Here is a 12,644-nt window from a genome sequence, read left to right as displayed (position 1 = left end):
AATGAACAATAATTCTTATAAAAAAACATATCGTGATTACAGTATTAAGAATGCTCTTTTTGATTTTATTATACTAAAGGAAAGGCTTTATCAACTTCGTCTATTTTTATTTGGGAAAAAAGATAGTTTTTTAACTTCATTTTTCTTCTCTAGATTAAGAAACTTGTCTTTTAGCAAAAATAAAACTTTCTTCGTTGGTATCTTTTTTTTATCAACGTTTTTTGTTTGTTTCTCTAACAACTCCTCTTATGCTAATGAAAGTATAGTTATGGATACAAATAGCGCTAAAAGTGGACAAATTCTCTTGATAGATGGAAAAATTTTTACATATCAGGATAAAAATGCCAAATCAAATGTTACTAAGACTGTAAAACTTGGAAATGAAACAATTGATATCACTTATAAAGATATGCAAAAACCAGGAAATAGTTTTATGGTACCCGTTGGCGTAACTGACAAGGCTCTTGCAGAAGGTGCAAGGATTCCAGTATTAATGGCTGATGGTAAAATTGAATATATCAGCATTCCACGCCAAAGAGAAACTCTTTTTCCAAACAATATATATATACCTGTTGCAAAGGCGGGTCAAATTGGCAATCCTCCAGGAAGACTTGTTTTGGGAGTAGTTCCTATTATAACCAAGAGGTTAAACATTACATGGTCAGATACGGCTGATCAAGGTTTTGTTATAAATTATGATTATTCAGGACAGGTTGGCGGTTCGATATATGACACTACAAATAGACTTCATAAACAAGACTTTTCCTTTTGGGCAAATTTTAACAATACGCACATAAGCGATCAGTATATTCTTGGGAAAGCTGACCCTACAGTAGGATATATTGAACAACACGTACCTATAGAATCTTACAAAGGTGATTTATCAAAGATCGGGAATAACGTGATTACTAATGTATCATCTGATATAAGATTAGATTACAGCAAGGCGAGAGAAAGAAGAACTTTAATTGGTGCCAATTTTGATTGGGATACTAAGAATGCTCATTATGAATGGGGTTATTTTGACAATATTATGTTTACAAAACCTCATTTTGCGTGGAGATGGGATCTTTACAAATCAAAAGACGAATATAATCCAGAATATCTTGGCTTTTATGGAAGGCTGGACAACTTTGATTTTACTTCTCAAAGAGGAAGCGTTAGCAGTTTTTCTTCAAATACCGGTTCATTTACAGGAGGATTTGAAAAAATTGGCGCTATGGTAGAATGGGATAATTTCATTAAAAATACATATTTACGAATTGGAAGTATTCATTTGGACCCTAATGACGACTTTTATATGAGGGCAGATAGACACCTGAACACAAATCTAGAATATGAAACTACTATTGGTAGGCCCGTTATACTTGGAATAGATTCAAATAGATTTGGAGGTTATGCATATTCTTCATACTATACTGTGGGCAGGAACTCCTGGATTAATTTGAGACTTGATCTTGACTATTATTTAGGTAAAAACTGGATTATTCGTTTTAGAGGGCTTGACGATAATCTAAGAACAGGTGGACAAACAGTTAATGCCTTTTGGGAAAGAAGAAATATATACCTTATGAAATATGCAGACGTTTTAAATAAAAAAGATATATTAAATAGGCTTGGTTTGGATTTTGTATTTTCTGAAATTGAATTTTCAAGAAGTGAATCTGGGGCTCCTTTCGATACAAAATACTATATTGGTTTTACAAAAACTATTCCAATACCATATCCCTGGATAAGAATGAGTCAGGGGTTTAGGTTTACTATAGGTCTGGCTTCTACACCAATAGAATTTTATGCGGTAAATCAAAAAAGTGATAATGGAAGTGGTAGAAGTTGGTCATTTGGAGCAACACTAAGTATTATGTCTTTTTGATAATTGTTGAGAGATAATGAAGAAAGAAGGATTGTTAATTGCTATTACAGGTCCTCAAGGGTCAGGGAAAAGTGAAGTCTTAAATTTTTTATCTAGGCTGGGATTTGAAGTATATAGTGCTGATGAAATATCAAAAAAAATTTTTAATGAAAATTTTCAAGATATTTACAATATGTTTAAGAGCTATTTTGATGGTAGGCAAAATTATGATATTCAGAAACTTAGAAGAGAAATTGCTCTAATAATTTCAAAAGATAAATTCATGAAAAAGAAACTTGAAGATTTAATTTGGCCAAAGATAAAAGAGTATTTTAAAAGCATATTAAGAAGAGACAAAATTGTATTTGTTGAAATTCCGTTACTTTTTGAGGCTAATATGGAAGACGATTTTGATATTATATGGATAGTAGATGCTCCTTTTGATGTTAGACTGAATAGATTAGTTAAAAGTAGAGAGTATAGCGAAGAAGAAGCAAAAGTTAGAATGAATATGCAGTGGCCGCCCTCTAAACCGATAGAAAAATGTAAAGTTCCTATTTATTATATTGATGGCAGTCAAGATATAGAAGATGTAAAAAAAAGAGTTTTAGATCTTTTAAACTCTCTTTAGGTGGTGAGCTTCTTCATAAGAAGGAAAAGTTGAATTTAGAATATCAAGATGATATCTGTTCAAAGAATCAATTATGATGTCCTTTATATTTGCGTATTTTCTAACGAATTTTGGAACTCTGTTTGGATTTATACCCAAAAGATCTTGCCATACTAATACCTGGCCATCTACAAATCTCCCAGCGCCTATACCAATAGTTGGAATTTGTAGCTCTTTAGTTACCATTTCGGAAATTTCTTCAGGAACAGCTTCTAAAAGCACACAAAATGCTCCCTGTTCTTCAAGTTCTTTGCTGGCACCGATAATTTTATCGGCATCTTCTTTTGTATTGCCTTGAACCTTAAATCCTCCAAATTTGAGAACGTGTTGTGGGGTTAGACCTAAATGACTCATCACTGGTATTCCCATACTGCTTAATCTTTTGGTGATTTCAGGTATTGGAAATTCAAATCCTTCTATTTTTACTGCATCTGCGCCTGCTTTTATAAGTTTACCAGCATTCTCTATGGCATCTTTTATGTCTATTTGATAAGAAAGAAAAGGCATATCAGCTACGATCATCTTGTTTGGAGCACCCTTTTTTACAGCTTTAAGAAAGATTAGCATTTCGTCGACCGTTACATTAAGGGTATTCTCGTGGCCAAGCATTACCATACCAAGTGAGTCCCCAACGAGTATTATATCTATATCACTCATTGAAACTAAAAGAGCGCTAGTATAATCATAAGCTGTAACCATCGAAAATTTCCTAACGCCCTTTAATTTAATAATATCAGGTGCGTAAAGTTTTTTATCCATTATTTTTCAGATAAAAGCTTGCCACCTTTTGCAATATCATCAGCTTTCAGATCATGAAACAAAATTGTGATAGCCTCAGGTTTGACATTTGCATTTTTTATCAAAGTTTCGGTTATATCTTTTGCAATTTGCTTCTTTTGCTCCTTTGACCTGCCTTCTAATAATTCTATCGTAACGATTGGCATTCTAACTTTCACCCTTTCTTGATTGACATTCAGGGCAAATACCTATAATATCAAGGTTTATAGATTCAACTTTGAAACCCTTTAAATCAAAATTTTTTATGTCAAGATCGTAGCTGTCACTTATATCAACTATTTTTCCGCATTTTGAGCATAAAAGATGTGGATGAACGTTTACATTTGCGTCGTAATGAGCTATTCCTTTGAAATCAATTCTTTTTATTTCCCCATCTCTTTCGAGTTGATCCAGCGTTCTGTAAACAGTACCAAGTCCCATCCTTGGCATTTTCTTTATAGCGTTCTGGTAAATCCATAACGCATCAGGATGTGACTTTGTGCTTTTTAATATGTCTATAATTAACTTCCTCTGAGGCGTCATTCTCATTTTAAGTCACCCTTATTAAATATTTTTAACAGAAAATATTGTAGCATAATTTAAGACTACTTTCTCTTTTCTGATTCGACTTTTTCAAAAGAATTTTGTTCGTTACATTCTGGACACTTTTTTGGTTTACACCTTCCCTCTTTAGTATAACCACATTTTTTACACTTAAAAACTGCCATTTCAATCTCTCCCTTGTTATTAATTAATTTTTATAACTATTTTTAAATATTATAACATTTTGGTAGGTTATTGTAATTAGTTTAATAATTAAATTATTTTTATTTATTAATTCTGAATCTAATAATATGAGATATTTCTTAAATATAAATTTTAAAAACATTAAAAATTTCTTATAATTGATTTTAAGAGAATTCTAAACAAAAATGTTTAAAATTTAGGAAAAATAAGTCAGAATTGAGGTGAAATATGGATCAGACAATGGGCTTAGGCCAAACTTTTTTTGGATTATTTCTAGCATTTGTACTTGGAACATTTATAGGTGTTGAACGTCAGTGGCGTCAGCATCCAGCTGGTTTAAGGACTAATACTCTTGTCGCCCTTGGGGCTGCTATCTTTGTCGACCTTGGACTTCGTATGGGCGGAAGAGTTAATGATATAAGAGTAGTTAGCTATGTGGTTTCTGGAGTTGGATTTCTTGGTGCCGGTGCAATCATGAAGGAAGGAATTAATATAAGAGGTATAAACACTGCTGCTACACTTTGGTGTTCTGCTGCTGTTGGCGCTTGTTCAGGAGCTCAACAATGGATGCCGGCTGTTATGGCTACTTTTTTTATTTTGCTTACCAATACCTTTTTAAGAACGATTGTAGGCACTATTAATAATTTGCCTATGGTAACAGCTAATGATTTTATTATTTCAGTTTGTGCTGGAGTAGAAGTGGACAAAGAGGATAGGGTATTTAACGTTATGAGAAAACTTCTGAGACAATTAGGATATCCTGTGAGAAATATGAGAATAGAATCAACAAAAGAAGGTGAGAGCAAAATAATATTTAATATTTTATCGGGGGATATAAATGAAGAAGATCTAAAAGATCTTTTAGAGAGATTAAAGCACACAAGCTATGTAAAATATGTAAATTGGAGTCAAGGAGCTAAAGATCATTGAAATTTTTTTATGTTTTTATAATATGAATGTATTCAGGATCAATATATATTTTAATTTTTTTGCCAATATTTATTTTATGCTTTTTAATGGAATCTTTTAAAGTTATTGCTTTAAGATGAACGTCACCGCTTAAAAAAATTTTATAAAAAAAATCAACTTGAACTATATCAATAACCTCTAAAGTTATTATGTTTTTTAGATTGTTGTATCTTTCGTCTGATTCGTCTAAAAAGCTAATGTCTTCAGATCTTATTGAAAGAAAAACTTCTTCATTGGCTGAAAGCTTCTCATTCGAAATTATTTCAAATACAATTTGTTTATGTTTGGCTTCAATACAATATAATTCTGGCGAAATTCTTTTTACTGATTTAATTGTTGCAGAAAATAGGTTTTCTATTCCTATAAAATCTGCTACAAAGATAGAGTTTGGTTTTCTAAATATTTGGTTTTTTTCTCCAATTTGAATTAATCTTCCCTCTTTAATTATTCCTACCAAATCTCCTAAAGTAAAGGCTTCAATGTGATCGTGAGTTACATATATTGCGCTTAAAGAGAGTTTTTTTAATATACTTAGAAGTTCATCTCTTAGGTTTTCTCTGGTTCTTGTGTCAAGTGCTGACATAGGTTCATCGAACAAGAACATTTTCGGATTTGTAATTAAAGATCTTGCTAAGGCTACTCTTTGTTTTTCTCCTCCACTTAAGTTGTTAGGATATCTATCTAGAAGATCTTCAATATGAAGCATTTTTATTATTTCTTCTGGATTGATATTAATTTTTTTATATCCTTTTGAAAACTTAAAAGAAGATAAGATGTTTTCTTTAACGTTCCAATGAGGGAAAAGAGCATAATCTTGAAACATAAAGCCTATTTCCCTTTTTTCTATAGGCAATATGCTTATATCTTTATTTTCAAGATAAAGCTCCCCTTTATCGGGGAGATGAAAGCCTGCAATGGATTCTAATAAAAGAGTCTTGCCTGAACCACTTGGTCCTAGAATTGCAAGAATTTGACCTTTATTTAGTTCAAATGAAATGTTGTCTAGAATAAAATTTCCTACTTTTACTTTAAGGTTTTTAACTTTAAAAAAACTCACTTTAATTTATGCCCTTTTCTATTAAAATCTGTTAGATATCGAAATATGATGAAAGTTGAAATTGTAATAATTAATAGCAATACTGCTGCGGCAGAAGATTGTTTTAGCCCTCCTGTAAGAAATAGTTCATATATTTTTACTGGTGCTGTTTCTGGATAGTAGGCTAAAATTATAACAGCTCCGAATTCGGCAATAGATCTTGCATAAGTAAGAACCATTCCACTTAAAATAGACCTAAAAGCAAGAGGAAGAGATATGTGAAAGAAAACCTGTCTATTTGTAGCACCCAATGTTCTTGCAGCTTTTTCTATTCTAATATCGACGTTCTCAAATCCCAGCCTAGCAGAGTTTATCATATATGGTAAACTTACAAAGAGCATTCCAACAATTATTCCAAATATAGTTCCCCAAAAACTGATTCCAAAACGTTCGGTTATATGACCAATGGGACCTGACCTGCCAAAAACGAATAAAAGTGCGATGCCTGCCACTGTATGTGGGACAGCAAGAGGAAGGTTTACAATAGCTTCAACAATTGATTTATATGGAAATTCAATTCTAGCTAGAATGTATGACAGAGGAGTTCCAAATATGACTGCAATAATTGAAGTGATGAGTGAAGCCTCTATGCTTAAAAGAATTGAATTGGTAATATCAGGCATCTGAGCAGCTTTTATAATCATGTCAATTGGTTGTTCTAACAACATTTCAATAAGTGGTAGAACAATGAAGCCTAAAATTATCATCGAAAATAACCAAAAAGTTAAAAGTAACCAATTAAAATGAAATCTCTTGCTGTCCACCTTGTTTTTCATTTTTATTGCTTTGGCCACTCGCTTACAAAATTTTTGAGTTCTGCTGGAACTTTATCAACATTATTTGCATATGGTTTTTCTAAAACACCAAAACCATTCTTCTTCATTATTGATTGTCCATCTGGCCCAAGCAAGAATTCTACGAATTTTATAGCCCATTCGGTATTTTTAGAGTTATTTGGTATTGTTATTGCATAGATAATTGGCTTTCCGGATAGTTCACCATTTTTTGTATCTACTACTGCTTCTTTATAAAAGTTAGCATATTTTGGATCGCTTAGGTTTATTTGCGCTGGTAAGTCTAAATATTTCAAGTGATGTTGTAGTGCATCGGATTTATAGATGGCAAGGTAGTCAATCTGACCAGCTTCAAGAGAGCTGAGTAACTCTGTTTCTGTATCTCTGATATTTTTTTCTGGTGCGTTTGCGAGAATTTTTTCATAAATTGTTGGATCTTTATAATATTTCTCTGCTAATTTTAACATTTGAAGTGTTTGATACCCCGAAGGATCAGTATTAGGATTGGATCTGCCAATTTGAACTCCTTTTTCCGATAGAATCTTGTACCAATTAGTTGAATTTATTTCGTTTGCATATTTGCTTTTATCGGTATATACAAAAGTAATAGAGTTATTTACGAAACCTATATACCAATCCGTATATTTTGTTTGCCCATTTTCTCCAAACATATACTTGGGAATTACGTTGTAGTCAGCAACTGCAATTATATCACCAGGTTGATGCAACTCAGTTACTTGTTTGACCATTTTTACACTTCCACCAAATTGGGATTCTATTGTTACATTAGGGTATTTTTTTTCAAACTCACCTATAACTTCTTTAAACGGTTTGGCTAAAGTCCCAGCTCCATAAAGATATAATTTTACTTTTTCTGTTTGTTGATTTCCCCCCTTATTAGAAGCTGCACATCCTGCAACAAAAATTAAGGCTGCAATTAATATTACAATACCAATTATTCCCCTTTTCAAATTTTTTATCTTCCCTTCTTATTTAAAGTTAAAGAAATAATGCTTTTAATTAAATTAGTTATATTTTGCACAAATAATTTCTAAATCTCTCAAAATTTTTAAATTATTTTGAGATATCTAAAGCTGTTCAGAAGAAGGGGGAAGACAAGAAAGCCTGAAACAAAAGCGTTAAAGATGAAAGATTAAACACACCCACACAACCTCCTTTCCAAATGGGGGGCTGCTCAGTTTCCCGAACAACCGTTAAGTGGTTCTTTACCATAGCCCTAAAGCTTTAGGTCAAAAGAACTCGGAGTATTGATAATTATATAATAAATTAAATATTATGTAAATTTTATTCTATATTTATTAAATATTTTTTTAAATTGAAAAAAGAAACCCTACCAAATTTTTAAGTAGGGTTTCAAGTTTAAAAAAGTTAAAAATAGCTTTAGAATTTTATAGGTCTTATAAAAGCACTTTTGCCAGCATATTTTGCGTATTTTCCAAGCTCTTCTTCAATTCTTACCAACTGGTTATATTTCTCGACCCTCTCACCCCTAGCAGGTGCACCTGTCTTTAAGTGACCGGCACTAATTGCCACAGTTAAATCAGCGATAAAACTGTCGGTAGTTTCACCGCTTCTATGAGATACAAATGTGCCCCACTTCGAATTTTGAGCATATCTTACAGTATCAAGAGTTTCTGAGAGAGTTCCTATCTGATTTAATTTAATCAAGACTGAGTTTGCAATATTTTCAGAAATGCCTCTCTTTACTATTTCTAGATTTGTTACGAATATATCGTCACCAACAAGTTCTATTTTATCACCTAAAGTTTTATTTAATATTTTCCAGGAATCCCAGTCATATTCGGCAAGGCCATCTTCTAACAATACAAGTGGAAAATTGTTAACAATTTTTTCGTAGTATTTTACCATTTTGGCTGGTTCTAACTCTTTTTTCTCGCGCCTTAGAATGTATTTGCCCTCTTTGTAGAATTCGCTTGAGGCTGGATCGAGGGCAAAGCCTACTTGTTCTCCAACTTTTAGACCTGCGTTTTCTATTGCTTTGCTCATCAACTCGAAGGGTTCCTCGTTTGATTTCACCAGAGGAGCGAAGCCTCCTTCGTCACCTACCCCCACGCTATAGCCTTTTTCTTTTAGTAGGCCTTTAAGTGCTTGATAAATTTCACTGCACCACTCATAGGCTTCTTTGAAAGAATTGGCTCCGTACGGTGCAATCATAAACTCTTGAAAGTCAGCACCTTGCCAATTTGCATGTACACCGCCGTTCATAATATTCATACATGGTACAGGTAATAAATTTGCATTTGGGCCTCCCAAATATTGATAAAGCGGGAGATCAGAGAAATAACTTGCTGCCCTTGCAACTGCAAGAGAAACACCAAGAATAGCGTTTGCACCTAATTTGGCTTTGTTTGGAGTTCCATCGAGCTCTATCATAATAGAGTCTATTTGTCTTTGTTTTGTAACGTCTAAACCGATTAATTTTGGAGCAATTATTTCATTTACGTTGTTGACTGCTTTTAAAACTCCCTTTCCAAAAAATCTATTTTTATCGTTATCTCTTAATTCAATTGCTTCTTTTGATCCAGTTGAAGCACCTGATGGAACTCCTGCCCGAGCTGTTATACCACATTCTAATAAGCAGTCGACTTCTATAGTAGGGTTGCCTCTAGAATCTAATATTTCTCTTGCTTTGATCGATGCTATCCCCTGTTGCATTTTATCCCTCCTAAAAAGATATTTTTTATTAGTATGAAACTACAAAATTTTAATGTCAAGCAAGCAATAATTTTTATTTTTAGCAATATTATATAACAAGCAAGAATAAGTTATGTATAACTTTGGATAAATTAATACAATATTTTGTATTTAATAAAAATTATTTGACATAAATATTTTTATGTTATAAAATTTTTTGTATAAAAAGGATATTTGTTGAGAAAGGAGTGTTAACCTTGATATGATTTTAATCTCTTAGGAAAGTTTAGTACATATTAGTTAATTTTTAAATGTAATAAAATTTTTTAAATGTTATACAATTATTTATAGTAATTTGTTTTTTGTATTTTATGAAAATAAGTTTTGTAAAATTGGCTTTTAGTAATGGCAAAGGAGATTTTTATGAATATCTCTAAAAAAGAAATTGAAAATGCTAGAGAAACTTTGCAAGGCGTTGCATACAAGACAGATCTTAGCTATAGCAATACACTATCTGGTATGACTGGTAATAGTGTTTATCTAAAGATGGAAAATTATCAACGTACTGGATCTTTTAAACTTAGGGGGGCATACAATAAAATTTTTAATTTAACCGAGAAAGAAAAGAAGGCGGGAGTAGTAGCTTCTTCTGCAGGAAATCATGCACAAGGGGTAGCTTTAAGTGCGACGCTACTAAACGTTAAATCATTTATAGTAATGCCATCAAAGGCTTCTATTGTTAAAGTAAAAGCTACAAAAAGCTATGGTGCAAATGTAATTTTGCATGGAAACAACTTTGATGAGGCTAATGAAGCTGCAAGAAAATTACAAGCTGAAAAAAATTTAGTTTTTGTTCACCCTTATGACGACCTTGACGTAATCAGAGGGCAGGGTACTATTGGTTTGGAGATATTAGAAGATATGCCTGATGTAGACGTAATTGTTGTTCCTGTAGGAGGAGGAGGTCTTATTTCAGGTATAGCAGTCGCGGTCAAAGAGATTAAACCAAATGTTAAGATTATCGGCGTAGAAGCTAAAAATATGCCTTCTATGAAGGAAGCTCTCCTAACAGGAATCCCATCCTTTTACAAGGGTTTCCCCACTATTGCTGATGGGATAGCTGTTGGTAAGCCTGGTGAAATAACCTTTGAGATTATTAAAAAATATGTTGATGACATTGTTTTAGTAGATGAAGATGAAATTGCTGATGCAATTATTATTTTGATGGAAAGAATTAAGACTATTTCTGAAGGCGCTGGAGCTACCTCAGTTGCGGCATTGTTGTATAGATTGAGGGACTATTCTAACAAGAAGATTGTTGCTGTTGTAAGTGGAGGGAATATTGATATCAATATGGTTTCTCGCATCATAAACAAAGGTCTTGTGAAGTCTTTTAGAAAAGCTAGTTTCAAGGTTGTTCTTCCTGATAGGCCAGGATCTTTGTGGAGATTGTTGCAACTGATCGCTGAGTCTGGAGCTAATGTTTTGTCTATATTACACAACAGAGAAAGAGGAGACATAAATTTAGATAGTGCGGAAGTGATTATTGATCTTGAGGTATTCGATAGAGATCATATCTATGAAATTAAATCTCTCTTAGAAAATCATCAATATGAAGTTAAACTAATTTAGTGATAATTGGAGGCTCAATATCATGGAAAAAGAAAAACTAAGTCGTGGATTAAAAGCAAGACATATCGAACTAATTGCTTTGGGCGGAACTATTGGTGTTGGATTGTTTATGGGTTCTGCTAGCACAATACAGACTACTGGTCCATCGGTAATATTGGCCTATATGTTGGTAGGCTTAATAGTAATGTTTGTAATGAGATCCATGGGGGAAATGCTATATAGTGAGCCAGTTACAGGATCGTTTGCTACTTATGCATATAAATATATTGGACATTGGGCAGGATATCTTACTGCATGGTCTTATTGGTTTGAATGGGTGGCTGTCGCAATGTCTGAAGTAACAGCCGTGGGCATTTATATGAACTTTTGGTTTCCTAATATGCCGCACTGGATTCCGGGATTTATAGCATTATTTATTCTTGGTATAGCAAATTTGACTGCAGTTAAGTATTATGGTGAATTTGAATTCTGGTTTGCTTCTATAAAAGTGGTAACAATAATCTTAATGCTTCTTCTCGGCATAGGAATAATATTTTTTGGTTTTGGTAATTCTGGAGTACCTATGGGATTTGGAAACCTTTTTAATCATGGTGGATTTTTTCCACACGGATGGGTTGGTTTTTTGTTTGCACTTTGTATAGTTACGGCTGCATATCAAGGTGTTGAGCTCGTAGGTATAACTGCAGGAGAGGCTCAAGATCCGAAAAAAACCCTAGTAAGAGCTACAAAGAATGTAACGTGGCGAATTCTTATATTTTATATTGGAGCTATTTTGGTTATTGTTACAGTTTTCCCATGGAATCAAGTTGGTTTGAATGGAAGCCCATTTGTACTAGCTTTTTCAAAAGTTGGTATTACTGCTGCAGCAAGCATCATTAATTTTGTAGTTGTGACAGCAGCACTTTCCGGTTGCAATTGTGGAATATATTCAGCAAGTCGAATGATTTATACTTTATCAGAAAACAACCAAGCGCCGAAATTTTTAAGCAAAGTAACTAAACTTGGAGTACCGTTTAATGCAATTGTAATTACATTAGCAATAATGTTTTTAGGTGTTTTATTTAACTATATTACGCCTAATTCTAAGTTATTTGTTTACATTTATAGCGCTAGCGTCTTTCCAGGCATGATTCCATGGTTTGTTTTGGCTATTAGCCAATTCAGGTTTAGAAAGAAATTAGGCAGTGAAATCAATAATCATCCCTTTAAATCTATTTTGTTTCCTGTTAGCAACTACATAACAATTATCTTTCTTTGTGCAGTTCTTGTAGGAATGTGTTTTAACCCAGATACAAAATTATCTTTATTATGTGGGATAGTTTTTATGTCTGTAATCATGGGATTCTATTTCGCTTTGGGACTTAAAGGAAAAGCTGTAGTTTCATCTGGTCCTGTTGAAGCTGATGAGGCTTAAAATATTTTTTAGATTTT

The 12,644-nt window shown here is 32.9% G+C and carries 13 protein-coding genes and 1 riboswitch; of the genes, 5 read left to right on the top strand and 8 right to left on the bottom strand.

What is annotated here, in order from left to right; genetic code table 11:
- Position 1 precedes the first annotated feature (1 nt).
- Both THENA_RS06590 and coaE read left to right on the top strand, forming a co-directional pair.
- Positions 2–1,873, top strand: coding sequence for a hypothetical protein (locus THENA_RS06590; protein WP_041437967.1), 1,872 nt, complete (start codon positions 2–4; stop codon positions 1,871–1,873).
- A 16-nt stretch (positions 1,874–1,889) separates the two neighbouring features.
- Positions 1,890–2,483: a dephospho-CoA kinase gene (gene coaE, locus THENA_RS06585; RefSeq protein ID WP_013756622.1), complete on the top strand. Its 594-nt coding sequence runs from the start codon at positions 1,890–1,892 to the stop codon at positions 2,481–2,483.
- On the opposite strand, the gene panB is transcribed toward coaE, so the two are convergent.
- From panB to THENA_RS06565, 4 genes are all read right to left on the bottom strand, one after another.
- Positions 2,469–3,281, bottom strand: coding sequence for a 3-methyl-2-oxobutanoate hydroxymethyltransferase (gene panB, locus THENA_RS06580; RefSeq protein WP_013756621.1), 813 nt, complete (start codon positions 3,279–3,281; stop codon positions 2,469–2,471). The two genes, coaE and panB, sit on opposite strands and share 15 nt — an antisense overlap.
- Positions 3,281–3,466 (bottom strand): 2-hydroxymuconate tautomerase, encoded by a 186-nt coding sequence (locus THENA_RS06575; protein WP_013756620.1) that lies wholly within the window; start codon positions 3,464–3,466, stop codon positions 3,281–3,283. Before THENA_RS06575 ends, panB begins: the two co-directional genes overlap by 1 nt.
- A gap of 1 nt (position 3,467) precedes the next feature.
- The gene (locus THENA_RS06570; RefSeq protein ID WP_169309424.1) at positions 3,468–3,842 is read right to left on the bottom strand and encodes a Fur family transcriptional regulator; all 375 of its coding nucleotides are present in this window, start codon (positions 3,840–3,842) and stop codon (positions 3,468–3,470) included.
- A 62-nt stretch (positions 3,843–3,904) separates the two neighbouring features.
- Positions 3,905–4,027: an RCKP-type rubredoxin-like domain-containing protein gene (locus THENA_RS06565; protein ID WP_013756618.1), complete on the bottom strand. Its 123-nt coding sequence runs from the start codon at positions 4,025–4,027 to the stop codon at positions 3,905–3,907.
- A 247-nt stretch (positions 4,028–4,274) separates the two neighbouring features.
- Between THENA_RS06565 and THENA_RS06560 the strand changes: the two genes are divergently transcribed.
- Positions 4,275–4,976 carry an MgtC/SapB family protein gene (locus THENA_RS06560; RefSeq protein ID WP_013756617.1) on the top strand — a complete coding sequence of 234 codons (702 nt, stop codon included), beginning with the start codon at positions 4,275–4,277 and terminating at the stop codon, positions 4,974–4,976.
- A 7-nt stretch (positions 4,977–4,983) separates the two neighbouring features.
- Here THENA_RS06560 and THENA_RS06555 read toward each other — a convergent pair whose 3' ends face one another.
- The 4 genes from THENA_RS06555 to eno form a co-directional block, all read right to left on the bottom strand.
- Positions 4,984–6,072: an ABC transporter ATP-binding protein gene (locus THENA_RS06555; RefSeq protein WP_013756616.1), complete on the bottom strand. Its 1,089-nt coding sequence runs from the start codon at positions 6,070–6,072 to the stop codon at positions 4,984–4,986.
- A complete protein-coding gene (locus tag THENA_RS06550; RefSeq protein WP_013756615.1) occupies positions 6,069–6,887 on the bottom strand; it encodes an ABC transporter permease in 819 nt (272 codons plus the stop codon). The genes THENA_RS06555 and THENA_RS06550 overlap by 4 nt, the downstream gene beginning before the upstream one ends.
- Positions 6,888–6,889: 2 nt before the next feature.
- On the bottom strand, positions 6,890–7,876 hold the full coding sequence (locus THENA_RS06545) for an extracellular solute-binding protein (protein WP_013756614.1): 987 nt from the start codon (positions 7,874–7,876) through the stop codon (positions 6,890–6,892).
- A gap of 185 nt (positions 7,877–8,061) precedes the next feature.
- A riboswitch (molybdenum cofactor riboswitch) is annotated at positions 8,062–8,183 on the bottom strand.
- Positions 8,184–8,306: 123 nt separating this feature from the next.
- Complete coding sequence (gene eno / locus THENA_RS06540) at positions 8,307–9,602, bottom strand: phosphopyruvate hydratase (protein ID WP_013756613.1); 1,296 nt, start codon at positions 9,600–9,602, stop codon at positions 8,307–8,309.
- Positions 9,603–10,004: 402 nt separating this feature from the next.
- On the opposite strand from eno, the gene ilvA reads away from it, so the two are divergent.
- Both ilvA and THENA_RS06530 read left to right on the top strand, forming a co-directional pair.
- Positions 10,005–11,213: a threonine ammonia-lyase gene (gene ilvA, locus THENA_RS06535; RefSeq protein ID WP_013756612.1), complete on the top strand. Its 1,209-nt coding sequence runs from the start codon at positions 10,005–10,007 to the stop codon at positions 11,211–11,213.
- Positions 11,214–11,235: 22 nt separating this feature from the next.
- Complete coding sequence (locus THENA_RS06530; RefSeq protein WP_013756611.1) at positions 11,236–12,627, top strand: amino acid permease; 1,392 nt, start codon at positions 11,236–11,238, stop codon at positions 12,625–12,627.
- The last annotated feature ends 17 nt before the right edge of the window (positions 12,628–12,644 follow it).

The sequence above is a fragment of the Thermodesulfobium narugense DSM 14796 genome, assembly GCF_000212395.1.
Lineage (GTDB): Bacteria > Thermodesulfobiota > Thermodesulfobiia > Thermodesulfobiales > Thermodesulfobiaceae > Thermodesulfobium > Thermodesulfobium narugense.
The sequence above is the reverse complement of the archived record's forward strand: the minus strand, read 5'-3'. Positions and strand labels throughout refer to the sequence as shown.

What these genes read in the sequence shown, in the direction of transcription:
- THENA_RS06530 (WP_013756611.1), top strand. Translation starts at nt 11,236, where the DNA reads ATGGAAAAAGAAAAACTAAGTCGTGGATTAAAAGCAAGACATATCGAA.
- THENA_RS06550 (WP_013756615.1), bottom strand. Translation starts at nt 6,887, where the DNA reads ATGAAAAACAAGGTGGACAGCAAGAGATTTCATTTTAATTGGTTACTT.
- eno (WP_013756613.1), bottom strand. Translation starts at nt 9,602, where the DNA reads ATGCAACAGGGGATAGCATCGATCAAAGCAAGAGAAATATTAGATTCT.
- THENA_RS06570 (WP_169309424.1), bottom strand. Translation starts at nt 3,842, where the DNA reads ATGACGCCTCAGAGGAAGTTAATTATAGACATATTAAAAAGCACAAAG.
- panB (WP_013756621.1), bottom strand. Translation starts at nt 3,281, where the DNA reads ATGGATAAAAAACTTTACGCACCTGATATTATTAAATTAAAGGGCGTT.
- THENA_RS06565 (WP_013756618.1), bottom strand. Translation starts at nt 4,027, where the DNA reads ATGGCAGTTTTTAAGTGTAAAAAATGTGGTTATACTAAAGAGGGAAGG.
- THENA_RS06575 (WP_013756620.1), bottom strand. Translation starts at nt 3,466, where the DNA reads ATGCCAATCGTTACGATAGAATTATTAGAAGGCAGGTCAAAGGAGCAA.
- ilvA (WP_013756612.1), top strand. Translation starts at nt 10,005, where the DNA reads ATGAATATCTCTAAAAAAGAAATTGAAAATGCTAGAGAAACTTTGCAA.
- THENA_RS06590 (WP_041437967.1), top strand. Translation starts at nt 2, where the DNA reads ATGAACAATAATTCTTATAAAAAAACATATCGTGATTACAGTATTAAG.
- coaE (WP_013756622.1), top strand. Translation starts at nt 1,890, where the DNA reads ATGAAGAAAGAAGGATTGTTAATTGCTATTACAGGTCCTCAAGGGTCA.
- THENA_RS06560 (WP_013756617.1), top strand. Translation starts at nt 4,275, where the DNA reads ATGGATCAGACAATGGGCTTAGGCCAAACTTTTTTTGGATTATTTCTA.